Source organism: Ketobacter sp. GenoA1 (assembly GCF_003671475.1).
Taxonomy (GTDB): Bacteria; Pseudomonadota; Gammaproteobacteria; order Pseudomonadales; family Ketobacteraceae; genus Ketobacter.
Genome location: NZ_RCHM01000024.1, coordinates 19691 through 34473, shown reverse-complemented (window position 1 = coordinate 34473; position 14783 = coordinate 19691). Strand labels below are relative to the sequence as shown.

Annotated in this window: 11 protein-coding genes and 2 pseudogenes; 3 read left to right on the top strand and 10 right to left on the bottom strand. The window is 49.1% G+C overall.

What is annotated here, in order from left to right; translation table 11 throughout:
• Positions 1 to 98: 98 nt before the first annotated feature.
• Positions 99 to 1115 carry a hypothetical protein gene (locus tag D9N13_RS11785; protein ID WP_290589929.1) on the bottom strand — a complete coding sequence of 339 codons (1017 nt, stop codon included), beginning with the start codon at positions 1113 to 1115 and terminating at the stop codon, positions 99 to 101.
• 519 nt (positions 1116 to 1634) lie between these two features.
• Here D9N13_RS11785 and D9N13_RS11780 point away from each other — a divergent pair.
• Positions 1635 to 1920, top strand: a pseudogene (locus D9N13_RS11780) (acyl-CoA dehydrogenase family protein); the annotation flags it as partial.
• Between the two features lie 131 nt (positions 1921 to 2051).
• The gene (locus tag D9N13_RS24325) at positions 2052 to 2453 is read left to right on the top strand and encodes a transposase (protein WP_411268154.1); all 402 of its coding nucleotides are present in this window, start codon (positions 2052 to 2054) and stop codon (positions 2451 to 2453) included.
• Positions 2454 to 2659: 206 nt separating this feature from the next.
• Here the strand turns inward: D9N13_RS24325 and D9N13_RS11775 are convergent, their stop codons facing one another.
• Positions 2660 to 2827, bottom strand: coding sequence for a hypothetical protein (locus D9N13_RS11775; RefSeq protein WP_156873100.1), 168 nt, complete (start codon positions 2825 to 2827; stop codon positions 2660 to 2662).
• 409 nt (positions 2828 to 3236) lie between these two features.
• Here D9N13_RS11775 and D9N13_RS11770 point away from each other — a divergent pair, with 409 nt between their 5' ends.
• Complete coding sequence (locus tag D9N13_RS11770) at positions 3237 to 6020, top strand: hybrid sensor histidine kinase/response regulator (protein ID WP_158643245.1); 2784 nt, start codon at positions 3237 to 3239, stop codon at positions 6018 to 6020.
• A 106-nt stretch (positions 6021 to 6126) separates the two neighbouring features.
• Here D9N13_RS11770 and D9N13_RS11765 read toward each other — a convergent pair.
• From D9N13_RS11765 to D9N13_RS11730, 8 genes and pseudogenes are all read right to left on the bottom strand, one after another.
• A pseudogene (locus tag D9N13_RS11765) lies at positions 6127 to 6396 on the bottom strand (acyl-CoA thioesterase); the annotation flags it as partial.
• 120 nt (positions 6397 to 6516) lie between these two features.
• The gene (locus D9N13_RS11760) at positions 6517 to 8748 is read right to left on the bottom strand and encodes a TRAP transporter large permease subunit (RefSeq protein ID WP_290589919.1); all 2232 of its coding nucleotides are present in this window, start codon (positions 8746 to 8748) and stop codon (positions 6517 to 6519) included.
• Between the two features lie 358 nt (positions 8749 to 9106).
• The gene (locus D9N13_RS11755; RefSeq protein ID WP_101892396.1) at positions 9107 to 10126 is read right to left on the bottom strand and encodes a putative solute-binding protein; all 1020 of its coding nucleotides are present in this window, start codon (positions 10124 to 10126) and stop codon (positions 9107 to 9109) included.
• A gap of 34 nt (positions 10127 to 10160) precedes the next feature.
• Complete coding sequence (locus D9N13_RS11750; protein WP_290589915.1) at positions 10161 to 10358, bottom strand: hypothetical protein; 198 nt, start codon at positions 10356 to 10358, stop codon at positions 10161 to 10163.
• Between the two features lie 69 nt (positions 10359 to 10427).
• Complete coding sequence (locus D9N13_RS11745) at positions 10428 to 11306, bottom strand: metal-dependent hydrolase (RefSeq protein WP_101892398.1); 879 nt, start codon at positions 11304 to 11306, stop codon at positions 10428 to 10430.
• Positions 11307 to 11345: 39 nt separating this feature from the next.
• Positions 11346 to 12206 (bottom strand): SDR family NAD(P)-dependent oxidoreductase, encoded by an 861-nt coding sequence (locus D9N13_RS11740; RefSeq protein ID WP_101892399.1) that lies wholly within the window; start codon positions 12204 to 12206, stop codon positions 11346 to 11348.
• Positions 12207 to 12230: 24 nt separating this feature from the next.
• The gene (locus D9N13_RS11735) at positions 12231 to 13730 is read right to left on the bottom strand and encodes a flavin-containing monooxygenase (RefSeq protein ID WP_290589908.1); all 1500 of its coding nucleotides are present in this window, start codon (positions 13728 to 13730) and stop codon (positions 12231 to 12233) included.
• Between the two features lie 27 nt (positions 13731 to 13757).
• Positions 13758 to 14738: an alpha/beta fold hydrolase gene (locus D9N13_RS11730; protein ID WP_290589905.1), complete on the bottom strand. Its 981-nt coding sequence runs from the start codon at positions 14736 to 14738 to the stop codon at positions 13758 to 13760.
• Between the last annotated feature and the right edge of the window lie 45 nt (positions 14739 to 14783).

The following is a 14783-nucleotide window of genomic DNA, read 5'->3' as shown; positions in this document are numbered from 1 at the left end:
TCCCTTAGCGGGTGCGGGGAGTGAGCTCTCTCTTATATTATCCATAGTAGTGTCCACTTATTTTTTAGTGGACACTATGGTCAAGCAGCTAAGCAGGCTTATCCAGATGGGTTTGCCGGACGGTTACATACGACGGGAGGAATTACCATATGAAATCCAACTCGATCCGTCATATGAAAAACTTTTCGAACCAACGATCCTCCAAACTCTAGAGAATCTACACCTAATACTGCCATGTCTTTTTCAATCGAAACCAACAAAGGAATAGCAGGAAGCACCATAGATAATCGGCGCAACTGAGCATAAGGGCTGTATTTTTGCCACCAGGACATCGGCAACTCATCAAAATAATTAACTGGCAGTGCGCAATGCCTGGATTCGTCCAAGTGGAACATTTTTAGAATTTCTAGCCCTGGCATCTCTCCAAACATACCAAAAAGACCCATTGCTATATTTTCAACAAGGACGTTCATGCCAAAGAACTTTTCGAGCCCCTTGGACTTTAGCGTACGCTCCATTACTAAGTATTCCCAAACAAGGAATCTTGGCACTTCACAATCCCAAGCCAATAGCAACTCACGCAAAACCACAAAGTGTTTCGCCTCCTCAAGAACTTGCATAGTAACAGCAGCCTTACCGCCCGTGCTCTCCGCATCAACCAACACTTCCGCTGACACCATCCAGGCATACGCTTCGCCATGAGCAATCAGTGACAAGACATTAACGATCGCCTGCTTTTGCTCTTGAGTGTAATGAGCGTTTATTAGTGCCTTGTATTCTTCTGTTGAGTAGCGGTCCAGCTCTTTCTTTTCAGCAACACTTAACGAATCTTTTGCTTGAGTTAGAAACGCTTTTTCATCTTTTGTTAAATCTTTAAAATCAGTTCCAGTATGAGGGGCATGCTGCTCGGCTTTCCAAAGCATACGCAAACTCTTGTCATAATGTTTAATTCGAAGCTTATCATTAGCCCCGCCTACAAATTCGAAATTATAATCGTCATAACGCCCCTTTCTTCCACCGATACCAATCAAACCCTTAGCTTTGTCGTAGTTACGAATCGCGCTATTTAACACACGCTCAAATTTGTCGAAATTGTCATGGAATTTGCTGTTCACCGGCAACGGTTTAATATTTATATGTTTTCTCCGCTAGACTACTGAGTAGAAGGCTAAAACCAAGTGCCTGAAATTATTTGTATGTACACCCAACCAATGAAACTCTTGCACAATTCAATGAACATTTAATTGATATGTGTCATATAGTTTTTAAGCGCACTGATAAATTCATAAAATGATGCCGAAGCATTTCCTCGATATCACCGTAGCTCAGCGAGTAGGCCAAATACCGTCGAACTGATTGCAAAATGACATCCTGTGTGGGTAGGCGTATCCTTTAAAGTTGATCATCGGTCACCGTTCAGATAATCAAAAGTGTAACAAGACCGAGACAGATGCGACGCAACCGTGATATTGAAGGTATTTCTTTTAGATTGATTATGGTTTCAGGTAATGCGGTAAATCATCGTGCCGTTTGTAAGCAGTTTCCCAGAATTCTCCTCGCTGATGTTCACTTCTGAAAAAACGAGTTCTCGCCCGCGTTTTACAGTGTAAGCGGTGGCAATAAAATCCTTTGAATATACCCGCGAGCGCCAGGTATTTGATAAGCCGCTGTTGGATCAGCAGGCAATTCACTTCCGTCTGGCGGGATTGCAAGCCGAAGTAGAAGCTCTGCGTGCGCTGACCTATGACGCGGTAGAGGACTACATCAGTGGCGTGGAAGTAACCTTGAAAGCCTCCATGGCGAAGTTGAAAGGGGGGGCGTTTGGTTCGTGAAGTCACAGACGCCTGCCTGCAGTACTGGGGAGGTATGGGCTTCATGTGGGATAACCCAGTGTCCTGCGTCTACCATGATCAGCGTTTGAGCTGCAAGAAAACGGGCACCTTACCGCGCGGCTAATTGAACTACAGAGTTTAGCATGGTTAGTTCATGGCAGTTGTTGAAACACAACTGGGCACGTAGTTTGATGGGTTCCAAAACAACCTTAAACCACAGTGCGGGCTCCTGGCGAAAACCCTCGCTATGTCGTCACCAGCCTGTCTGACACACCAAAAGCCATTTATAGAAAATGGTATTGCGCCCGGGGCGACATGGGAAATCGGATCAAAGAACAGCAGTTTTTATTTTCTGATCGAACGTCCTGTCACCACTGGTGGCCTAACCAATTCAGGCTCTTACTCTCTGTTATGGCCTATACATTGGTTTACAGGCTGCGTCGTTTGGCACTGCATGGAACGGAATTGGGTAGTGCTCAGGTTAACACCGTCCGAACTAAGTTATTCAAAGTTGCAGCCGTTGTAGTGCAGAACACTCGACGAATTAACTTTATGTTGCAGAGTCGTTATCCGCATAGGGATCAATTTGAGAAAGCGCTGGCCAATTTAAATAGTGGATAGAAGAAAGGGTGCTGGCCCGGCACGGAATAATGAATGGGGTAAGGGGAAGTACGCCCAAAATTTATAAATCGGTATGATATACGCTCAATCTAAAAAAATTAGGCAATGTTAGCCAACAACTTGAGATCCTGATGTCCTTGCTTGATTTGGTGAAATATTCGGGCTAGGGGGCAGGCCTTGGGCACGCAATAGCCACTACCCGCCGACTAGGGTTGCTCTGGCGCGAAGAGTGTAGGGTCAAGCGGGATCTTGTAGGGATCATAGCGAATGTCATCGCGTACGGCATAGTAGAGCTGGTCGGCGCGATTTCGGGCAAAGGCCTGGATGTCAATGAAGTCGCTCCCTGCCAGGTAACTGTGGGTATCTACATTCATCTCAGTACTCGTTCCTTAGGGTGGTATTCATCGCCGAGTGTGGATGAGTGCCATATAAGCCGATTCACAAGGCTCATAATGCAGGTGGTAACACGCCCATCGATCCTAACAGGTTTCTTAAAGATAAGCGAGGGGTGGCTTTTACGGCTATGAATCTGCTGGGCCTGTGCGTGCGGATGGTTGCGGTCTATACTAATTTAATAGCTTGGTTCATTGGCAGCTCACTTTTATCGGCGTGATACGATAAAGAATCTGGCCTACACTAAGATAATATCTAATTCAAAGAGAGTTGATGTGACTGAAGACTCGAGTCGTTCCTAACGTTTGCTCATTGGCAATACTTCTAGCCCGCTTATCTAGAATGTTTGTCATAGTATTATTGTTCTCGCCGTGGAGTGTAGCTAGCGCTGTGGAAAACTATAGTGCTGCGCAGCTCTCCTATGAAGTTCACTATATAACTTTACCACCAGATTGCACTTCCCATTCTGCAATAGACGATTCAGAATGGTTGACGATGGAAGGGCATTCTAATAGCTTTGGTTTGACTTCTGATTGTTATGTCTTCCGTGTTGCAATAACCAACCATACCCACTCTGAACTACCTGTTATGCTCGAAATTACCTATCCGCTGCTCGACAGTGTAGAGGTCTACAAATCGAGTCTGGCTGCTACCTCTCATGTTTTATCATTGGGGGACCTGAAGCCCTTCGGGAGTCGCCTTATGGATAAACGAACCTTTATTATCCCCTTGAAGTTGACACCAAATCAGGAAATTACATACTTTTTTAGTATAAAAACTGACAGCGCTATGCAATTTCCGCTTAAGATTTGGAAACCCGAGGCCTATTACAAGGCTGAGATAGGCCAGCATGCCTGGTATGGAATGTACTTTGGGGTATTGATGGTAATGGCCGCCTATAACTTGATTATATTCTTCGCGGTTCGCAATCAGGCCTATCTTTGGTATGTATGTTATGTAATTGCATTTGCATTTTTTCAGGCTTCCATAGAGGGTTTATCGTTCCAGTATCTGTGGCCAGACAGTGTCTGGTGGAACTCCGTCTGCAGAGCTTTCTTCGTCGGGTTAATGATGTTTGGGATAGTGCTTTTTCAAATGCATTTTCTGGATCACCGTTCCCACAGTCCTAGGCTTTATAAGCTCTGTAACTGGGCAGTCTACGCGTCAATACTTCTTATGGTGACGACTTTCTTTATACCTTATGCAGTCAGCATTCATGTTGCGGCGGTGCTTGTTTGTTTGCTGGTTTGCTACGTTTGCATTTTAGCTCTAATTAGTGGGTACTGGGCCTGGTTCAAAGGCTTTGCTCAAGCTCGTTACTTCTGCCTCGCCTGGACAGTATTGCTTCTGGCAGGATTAATAACTGTAATGAACTACGTAGGACTGTTACCGCGTAGCTCGTTTACTGCATATTCAACCCAAGTGGGATCAATTATAGAAATGATTCTGCTGTCCTTTGCTTTGGCTGAAAGCATCAATCGGGAACGCCAGGACAAAATGAAGGCTCAACAGAGAATGCTGGAACAGGCTGAGGAAATCAACCGTGAGCAGAAGCGTACACATTTGTTGATGGAAGAATCTTATGAGAAAGAAATGGCTGCTTTACAGAAGGCCATGGATGCGGAAGCGGAAAGCAAGTCTAAAAGCCAATTCCTAGCTACCATGAGCCATGAAATACGGACCCCGATGAACGGAGTTATTGGCATGACTGAGTTGTTGAGGACAACACCTTTGAGTGCCATTCAAAGTAAGTATCTGGAAATAATCAACAATTCAGGACAGGCTCTGTTATCCATTATCAATGACATACTAGACTATTCCAAAATTGCTGCCGGTCACATGGAGCTTGAGCTAATTACTTTTGATCTCGAAAAACTGGTTCATGAATGCACGTCGTTACACAGTGTTAACGCAGAAAAGAAGTCAATTGAATTGGCCGTTTTCACCGACCCTGCCTTGCCGAAAAGAATCATAGGTGATCCAACACGACTCCGACAGATTATTAATAACTTGCTGAGCAATGCGACTAAGTTTACTCAGGATGGTTATGTAAAACTCCAGGTAAAAAAAACTCAGCATCAAGATCAAATTTTATTTGAAGTAGTTGATACCGGGCCAGGTATCAGCCCCGAACATCAAAGTAAGCTGTTTACTGCTTTCCAGCAGGCTGACTCTTCTACCACTCGAAAGTTTGGAGGAACCGGTCTTGGGTTGAGTATTTGCAAACAGTTAACTCATCTCATGGGTGGTGAAATTGGTGTCAGAAGCGAAGCCGAAAAAGGATCTACATTTTATTTTTTCATTCAATACACTGAATCTGATGGTGCCAATATCAGCAAGGCGGATCGTTTACGGGGTGACGATAGATTCTTGGTTAGATCGACATTCCTGATCAGTACTCAGCCATTACTCTTACAATTGTTCGAGGAGGCCGCCTCGAGGTATGGCTTTTCATGCTCCGTCTATCCGAAATTTTCAAGCTTTGCGCTCGACGTGGAGCAAAATAGTCAGCTTAGGGCAAAACCATTATTAGTGTTTGTCGACCAGAAACAGATGGAATCCGGTGAGTTGAACCCCGATTTGGTATCCGATTTTGCAAGCAGCAATCCCGTAGTTGAGTTTGTTTACCTGACCGGAATTAATGCGAGTTTGGCCAATCAGAGATCGCTTATTGCCGGTCGTTTCCTGTCTACTCAAAAACCAGTATCCGTGCTTGATGTCGCTGCACTGCTGAAGAGTTTCTCAGAGAGCAGTGCAGCTGAGATGCAGAGCGAAGCTGAACGTAAATATCCAGATCTTAGTCATCTACAGGTTCTCGTGGCGGAAGACAATCCGGTCAATCAAATGGTTATCAAAGGTATGTTGAGTAAATTTGGCATTGATCCCGCCATTGCAAGGAATGGAAAAATCGCAGTTAACATGGCAACAGAGAATCATTTTCATGTCATTTTTATGGATTGCGAAATGCCCGTTATGGATGGTTTAAGGGCCAGCAAACTAATTCTCAGGCAGGGAGGCAGGTCAGGTGGAACTCCACAGATTGTGGCGCTTACCGCGCACGTAATGCAGGATATCAGGGATCAATTCAAGTCCATCGGTGTGCATGAGTTTCTTGTGAAACCAGTCATGCTGGATGATATTAGTCGAGTTTTCTCAGATCTGTGGCCAGATTAGCTCGATACGTCTGCAAAAAAAGATCCTAACCTGTCGGTATAATAGTTAGGCAATCAAGCTTCTTTCATGGTCAATCAAAATCGATAAGGTTTAGTTTCATAATTATCCGGGTGGTAAAACTGCCACCGTCTCGAATGCGGTCCACTTCAAACACAATGGGCGCGTTCATGTCGCCGGGGCGCAGGAAATAGGCGTGCAGCGAATGACACTGACGTTGTTCCTCAAGGGTTCGATAGGCTGCCACCAGGGACTGGCTGATCACCTGACCTCCAAACACATTGCGGCCGACCACATCCCGGCTTACGCCTCTGAACAGGTTCAGCTCAATGCTTTCCAGGTCCAACAGGTTGATCAATTCATCTACCAGGTTAGTCATCTACTTCGCTCCGGATAGTGGGTTGGAAAATTAAGCGGACAGTTGAAACAAAAGAAGGCGACCGGGGTCGCCTTCTCAGTATAGGGCAGGACGCGTTTCGCGTTGCCCCCATATCAGTTGTCAGAAATACTGTTGGTACACCAGGGGGCCGAATGCCACCAGCACCAGGGCTATACCCATCACGGTTAGCGGCAGCACATAGCGTTCGTGGCGAATCCAGAAACTCTTGCCGCGGGTATCCTCTTTGGCTTTCTCTATTTCCTCTTCGCCCACCACTTGCCGCGTCAACAGGTGGTTCACGGCCACCGGCGGGCTGAGGTAACCCAGCTCAAAGGCCACCAGGGTGATCATCCAGAAATGCAGGGGATCGATACCCTGGCTGTAGGCCGCCTGAGCCACAGTGCCGGATACCAGTACGATGGCGCCAAAGGGATCCATAATCATCCCGATGATGACCAGGACAATGACCAGGGCAATCATGGCCGTCCAGATATTGCCGAAGAAATCACTCTGTGCGGCGACTTCTTCGAAAATACCGGAATCTTCGATTACACCACCTACGGTCAGGCTTAACGCCATAATGGAAAGCAAGGCACCGATATGGACCGTGGTATCAGTCGTGGCCCGACGTACTGAGTTTTCCAGTGAGGTGGCACGCTCTTCACCTTCATAGGTTTCATGTTTGTCTTCATCCGGTGAATGTTTGACCTTGGATTCCAGCACCAGGACCAGCAGAAGCAGCAGGGGCAGGATCGCGGCCGTCATCAGTCCATCCTGCTGGTACATAAAGGTCGCAGTGGGTATCACTAACAAGAGCAGCCAGGGCAGCAGTTTTTTGGTGTTTTTGACGACAAATTCGTATACCAGCAACAGCAGGATGATCATGGGCAGAACCACCGGCGCGGTGTGTTCGTCCAGGTGGGCATCCAGCAGGAAGGCGTAGGCGGCTGCGGTAACCACAAAAATCAAAACGTAAGGAACCAGCGGCTGGAATGCACGCAGACTGGGGGACAGGGCTTCCGAAATCGGGGCAATTTTCATGGGCCCCTGTTTTGCAACCAGCGACACCAGGAAGAACAGGAACGAGGTGAGCATAAACACCTTTACGCCCCAGCCGTACATCATGTCGGTGGTGACTTCCTTATTGAGCATGGCGATCAGGAGCACCAGCAGACAGGGGCGCAGTACCACACCCAGGCTACCGCTCATGGCGGTGGCAGCCAGGGCCAGATTGCGACGGGCGCCAACCCGCCGCAGTTCAGCGTACACCACTGCACCCATGGCGATGATGATAATACCGGAGGCACCGGTGTAGGCTGTGGGTACCGCCATGATCACAACAGCCACGAATGCCAGCAGTTCCGGCGGCAGCTTCCAGGGTTTAAAGATGCGGAATATGTATTCACCCAGGTAAGTTTGTTTCAGCAGCATACCCACCCAGATATAAAGTCCGATGTTCAGGAACAGGGAGGCCTGATCCATAATTTTGTCGACGAACAGCACCATGCCCTGCGGGTTTCCGGTTTCAAAAATGAAGAAACGGGCAGAGCTGATGGCCATATAGGCGAACAACGGGACCGAAAGCAGGGCTTTGCCGATACTGCCGCCGGGTTTGGCCGTCTTCGGAATGGTGAAAAGCTGGAACAGCGAAACCAGTGCCAGGGCACCGAAACCAAACAGATAGAACCAGCGAATGTGTTCATTTTGGATCAGCGTGCCGGATGCCCAGCCATTGTTGAGATAACTGTATGAGGAGTAGGTCAGAGAAACATGGGCTATCAGCTGTGCTGTAATTCCGAAACGATAGTCCATCACTGTCTGCATGGGCCGCAGACCGATGTGGTGATGGGTCAGGGCAGCGGTGAGGGCACAGACAAAGAACACAATGGCGAGGAAAATCTGGTTATTGTCGCGGCGGAATTGAGACAAGGCAGAGAGCGCCATATCCACCGCAACAAATCGCTCTACATTGGGTGTTTTCTGCTCGATGGTCTTTTGCGCGGCTTCATGCTTCATGCGGCACAATTCAGCCTGCTTGCCGAGGGATTCCCGGATGGCTCCCTCGTTTACTTCTTCAGATCCGAACATACCGCCAAACGGGTCATCAGCGGCTTCCTGCTTTTTCTGGGCGACGATTTTTTGGACTTCAGATTCGATATCAATATTGGGATCACAGGAGGGGACGGGAACGTCCAGTCGGAGGATGTGATAGTCGGGCCAGATATGATTACCCAGTTTGTTCAATTGCGAATTCAGGTTTTCTCCAATGCTGAGTACGAGTACCCCGAGAAGAATGATAAAAACCGGTAATGAGGACAGCCACTCGCGTGGGTTTCGTCCCAAAAAGTTCATGTTCATTTCCCACCACATCTAATTTTTGTGATTAAACACTAGTTGTTATTTTTGCTGTGCTGGTTTGTCAGACTGCGACCCTGAAAAGTATGGGGCTAATACAGGGGAAAACAGCCTAATCCCTCAAAAAGTCAGAAAGTTAAATCACAGCAGTACAAGCACTACAAATACCGTCGAAAAAATAAAGGTCCAGATTATAAGTTATAAGAGTGTCAGGCATTGTGTGCCATAGATCACACAATGAATTCCCGAACTTTTACACTATCTAGCGTTGTATCCTGTGCCTGCTCGTTGACAGGGTAAAAAGAAGCAGGCTGACGGTTAGCCAAGCCTGCTTCTTTTTGTATACCGGAACCGGTTATTCGCGATCTTTAGCAGTACATTCTGCCAGTGCTGGATCTTTCTTGCAGCGCACTTTACTCAGGAATGACAGCATTTTCCCGTCATATAGTCCCTGGTCGCGCAGGGTTAAGCGGGACTGGCGGAACATTTCCATATAACCTTCCTTGTCTTTATCAGGAAGATCCAGCCAGTAGCTGGGGTTGATGCTTTTTTCCGCAGCGCTCACCACATCCATTGCCTTGCCGTACTGGCTCCAGACATAACCACGGGAGCTTTGGCCGAATCCTTCAGGGAAGCGATTATGGCGGGCAACAATTTGAGCGGTCAGCTGAATAATGGCAAAGTTCACCACCGCGCCTTTATCACCCAGGCCCTTGTAGAGTTCCAGTGCGTCATAGGCAATGGCAGGGGCCCCGATGATGTCCACGCTGCCGTTGTTGAACATGGAACCGAAGTTAGTCAGGGATACAGATACCGGAGAGGCTCCCACCGATTCAATCATGATGGCTTGAGCCTTGTCGAAATCCATGGCAGCAAATTTCTTGCCCGCCAATTCACCCACGGTGTCAATGGTACGGTCATTGGTGAACAGGTAAGCGGCACCACCGGGCAGAATGCCAGCAATTTCGTATTCACCGGAAATCATCAGCTTGGCCAGTTTGGGATCTGCCAGATATTGCAGAACCACTTTCATGTGGTCTTCATCGGGAATGGCGCCAATGGAGTCCAGGGTGCCGGTGAAACTGCTAAACTCACGGGCACGCAGACCAGTGATACCAGCGGCATCACAGGCGCCTGATTTCAGGTCTTCTGCGGCAATTTTTTCGTCCGTGTACACCTTCATTTCCAGGTCCACGCCCCATTTAATGGCCTGCAGACGGTAATCTTCCATCTGGCTGGCAACGGGGCCTGATTTACCCACGATATCCCATACACACAGGGTTCGTTTTGGTAGGTCAGCGGAAAACGCCGTGGTGCTCAGCGCCATGGCGCCGGCGGCGATTGGGGTTAAAAGAGATTTAAACAGTTTGTTCATAGCCTCATCCGGAAGTCTTGGGTTTCTAATAGTTTTAATGGCCCGGAGCAGTTCCCCGCTCCGGGAAGGTTTTGACTGGACTTAGAGCAGCTCTATATTTGGCGACTTCGACAACTTCACTACCAAGTAGCTTTTGGAAAAACACATCTGGGAACATGCCAATAAAAGTATCGATAAACGGTTTATCCATGGATAACTCGCGAATCGTGATAAAGAAAGTAACGGCATCCAAGTTGCCGATGCCGTTCGTCAGGTTCGCATCGTCTGCTATATAATGCTAAAGGAAGTTGACCAGGGTACGTCATGCAGCGCGGTTCTTGTATGCCTCAAATAGCTGTCCACCCTCACCAAAGAGGCGTTCCCTCCAAGCCTCCTCTAACGCTTTGGTATCATGATCGTCTGGGTGGAAGCGCCGAGCAATGAATTCTGGCATGCGAGGAAGGATTCGCGAGACAAACCCGTTGCGACCAAACATCATCTTCAATCCTTCAGCATTGTCTTTCACGTCTCCAAGTTTTCCGTCCTTGGCTAACATCCACGCCCAAGTGACACCCATCATTGGTATCAGTACCACCACTGAGGCGGCGGCAGCTGCGATTCGCTCACCATGGCTATTGCCGATCAGTTCGTAAACGTCGTAGGCGACAGCCTTGTGTTCGAGTTCTTCGAGAGCGTGCCATTGCCATATCTTGATCATCTCTGGATCAGCGAGGCTCCGGAACTCTTCGTCCTCTAGTAGCTGCTCCGCGAGTAACGCCGTAAAATGTTCCATGAAAGTGGTGGCTGCGAGTTGAGTGCTCTTAGGAAGTTTTGTTAGCACGCTAAGCATGACCTTCACGAAGCGCTCCGGGGTTTCCATATCAAAGCCTCGTTCAGCAAGCAGTTCATTTAGTCGGTCATGCTCACGACCGTGAATGGCTTCCTGACCCATAAATCCAGAAATAGCGGCGCGCTGTCGCTTGTCAGTCACCCGATTACGAAAATGACGTACCGAATCCATAAAGAAGCGTTCCCCAGGTGGAAAGGATGCGGACAGCATTGCGAAGAATATCGTTGCTGTAGCGTTATTAGCATAGAAGTATTTTGGCATCGTCTCGGAAAATTGAAAGTCCATGTGCCGAGGGGGGATGCCCACTGACGCACCACCTTTCAGTACTTTATCTGTGTTTTTTGAAGTCATTGGTTGCCTCCTACTTTTTAAAGTTCAATTCAGTTGGTTTCATAACGATTCTCTCAGCGCATTTTCCTTACCCTCGCGCCTGTTGAAAAATGTTTCGAGTAGCCGCTGGTAGCCTGTCGGCATTAAGCGCTGACCGATATCCAGTAATACTGCGTCTGCACCTATGAGTACTCTGCGCTGATTCTTGCGGACTCCCTGCAATATGGCATTGGCTGCCTGTTCCGGCGTTGTGCGGGCGATGCGCTCGAAAAGCTCTGCGATCTCTTCCTTACTGCCTAGAGTCAAGCTGCCTGTATCACCCATACGGCTATTGCGAGCAATCGCGGTTTTAACTCCACCCGGATGTACGCAGGTTGCGCTGACGCTGCTACCTTCAATATCCAGTTCTTCCCGTAGTGATTCAGTAAAGCCTTTGACAGCGAATTTCGCTGCGTTATAGGCAGATTGTGTAGGCACACCGATAATGCCAAAGATACTGGAGATATTGACGATGTGGCCGTCACCGGATTGCTTTAGATAAGGCAGAAAGGCCTTGGTGCCGTACACCACGCCCCAGAAGTTGATGTTCATGAGCCATTCGAAGTTTTCGTAGCTCATGGCTTCGACAGTTTCACCAAGGCCGACGCCAGCATTGTTGATGATCAGGTTTACGTGGCCGTGTGCTTTAATGCAGTCGTCGGCGTACTGATAAACAGCCTCCCGGCGACCGACATCTACAACATGGGAGGTAACCTTGACAGGATAGTCGCGCAAGCGGGCGACAGTGTCTTGCAGGCCGTTCTCACTGATGTCCGCCAGTGCTAGGTGACAGCCTTCTTCAGCCAGTGCAATGGCGATGGCCTGGCCGATACCCGATCCAGCCCCGGTGATGGCTGCTACTTTATTGTAAAAATTCTTCATGTGTCCTCCAATCGATTGAACGGGTCAGGCGCTGAGCAGACCTCTCAGTACACCACCTTTCCTGCGTTTGGTATTTCCCTCAAAATGAAGGTGACCGTCCTCCAGGTTGCCGTAGCGCAATGCGGGCAGGTCACGTAAATAATCATCAAGGTTTTGCCAGGGAACCTTGCTGCCTTGGCGTGGCAGGCGGTCATTGGCACGCTGAACGTATCCAGAGCGAAGATTAAGAAAGTTCAGATCTGTAGCGCATCCTTCTTCGTCGACAGGCGTGACCACTCGGGCGCCGATGCCGCGCATGTGATTCAGTAGGCGGCAGACGAATTCACTGGCGATATCCGCCTTCAATGTCCAGGATGAGTTAGTGTAACCAAACACGAGGGCCATATTGGGCACACCTTCGAGCATCAGACCCTTGTACATCATGGTGTCGGCCACATTGACCTCACGTCCGTCCACTTCTAACTTCGCGCCACCGAACAGTTGTAGATCAAGACCCGTGGCGGTGATCAGAACATCTGCGTCAAGATGGTCACCAGACTTCAATTGGATGCCAGTTTCAGTCACTGTGTCGATTTGATCGGTCACCACGGAGGCCTTCCCTTCGCGAATTACCTTGAAGAGATCACCCTTGGGTACAGCACACATACGCTCCTCCCAGGGATTGTAATGGGGCTGGAAATGCTTCATGTCGATATCCGGACCCAACTGGCGGCGCGCAGCCGCCAAAAGTAGGCGGCGCATCGCCTTGGGTTTAGCCAGCGAGAGCCGGTATACTGCTCTCTGTAGTAGGATGTTTCGGGTCCGAGCCATCCGGTAAACGGTCATTTCCGGCAGGATGCGACGCAGGTTTCTGGAAATCAGATCTTGCTCTGGTACGGAGGCGACGTAGGTAGGGGAGCGTTGCAGCATCACCACGTGAGACGCCTTGTCTGTCATGGCCGGCACCAGCGTTACGGCAGTGGCACCACTCCCAATAACCACCACCCGTTTCCCACTGTAATCGTAGTCCTCCGGCCAGTGTTGTGGGTGAATCAATTCGCCCTTGAATTTGTCGAGACCCGGAATGTCCGGGGTGTAACCGGCATCGTATTTGTAATAGCCGGTACAGTTGAGTACAAAGCCAGCGTTGAACTGGTGCTCTTCACCGGTTGTTTCGTCAATGGCAGTAACGATCCAATGGTTTTTCTCACTGTGCCAGGATTCCGAAAGCACTTTCAAACCGAAGTTAATATGACGTTTTACGCCATATTCGCTTGCTGTGTCTTCAATGTAATTGCGAATAGAAGGGCCGTCGGCAAGCATCTTGGTGTCAGTCCAAGGCCGAAAGTTGTAACCTAGAGTAAACATGTCGGAATCCGAACGGATGCCGGGGTAACGGAATAAGTCCCAGGTCCCACCAATACGTTTGCGCCGCTCAATGAGACCGAAACGCAGACTAGGGCATTTCTTTTTCAGGTGACAGGCCGCGCCAATGCCCGACAGGCCTGCGCCGATAATTAAAACATCTAAATAAGGGTGTTTCATGTTATTACTCCGTTTCAGTCAAGGGGCTCAACCCAACGCGTCGCCTATACACGACGGGTTGTGTAGGAAATTCAATACCGCTTCGGTGAAAATGGTGTTTTTGTCCCCGGCCACCATATGTCCTGCCTGATCCAGCACTTCATAGTCCGCATGGGGAACCAGGTCGAGTAGCTCGCGTGCGCCCTGGTCGCTGAGCACGTCGCTCTGGTGCCCCCGAATTAGTAGTACTGGCATGGAAAGCTTTCTAGCTGCTGACTCCAGCCTGATTCGCTCAAACATGCCGTCGTCGGTTTCCGAAGGTAAGCGGGCGTGATCCAGAAAGGCAGGATCCCAATGCCAGTAAAGACGGCCATCATTATGGCGGCGCAAATTCTTGTGCAGTCCTGACAGGTCATTGGCATGAGCACGATGTGGATTGTATGCGGCGACTGCATCGCGCACCTGTTGAATGTCATCGAATCCGTCATGATGGCAGCACATGAATTCTATGATGCGACGAACGCCTTGCTGTTCGAGACGTGGTGCCACATCCACCAGTACGAGTGCTGAACAGGGCAGCGAGTCATCCTCCCCAAGGGCGAGCATGGCAGTCAGACCGCCCATGGAAGCTCCGACAATGACGGGGGCTGTAGGCAACGCGCAAATCACAGCGCCAAGGTCAGCGACCAAGCTTTCGGTGCTGTAATCACCTTGTGCACACCAATCGCTTTCGCCGTGCCCGCGCGCATCCAATGTGATTGCGCAGTAGCCCATCTCGGAGAGAGCTTGTGCAGTATGGTTCCAGGCGTAACGCGTTTGCCCTCCGCCGTGAAGTAGTAACACGATGGGGGCTGTTAACTCGCCGAATCGACTGGCCCGGAGAATCAATCCACCAGCACCGACAAACTCTGTAGGCGTCGCTGATGAAGCGAACTGATCAGTTTGTCGGGTACGACTACATGTCATGTCAATCCCTATATTTTTATGTATTGAGCTATAATTTGGTTGGGCGACCAAATTATAGCTCAATACATTCCCCACTGGCAAAAAGTTTTTGCCAGTGGGGAATCAGAC

Coding starts and splice junctions, on each gene's coding strand:
- D9N13_RS11775 (WP_156873100.1), bottom strand. CDS start 2,827: ATGAATGTAGATACCCACAGTTACCTGGCAGGGAGCGACTTCATTGAC.
- D9N13_RS11760 (WP_290589919.1), bottom strand. CDS start 8,748: ATGAACTTTTTGGGACGAAACCCACGCGAGTGGCTGTCCTCATTACCG.
- D9N13_RS11755 (WP_101892396.1), bottom strand. CDS start 10,126: ATGAACAAACTGTTTAAATCTCTTTTAACCCCAATCGCCGCCGGCGCC.
- D9N13_RS11745 (WP_101892398.1), bottom strand. CDS start 11,306: ATGACTTCAAAAAACACAGATAAAGTACTGAAAGGTGGTGCGTCAGTG.
- D9N13_RS11740 (WP_101892399.1), bottom strand. CDS start 12,206: ATGAAGAATTTTTACAATAAAGTAGCAGCCATCACCGGGGCTGGATCG.
- D9N13_RS11735 (WP_290589908.1), bottom strand. CDS start 13,730: ATGAAACACCCTTATTTAGATGTTTTAATTATCGGCGCAGGCCTGTCG.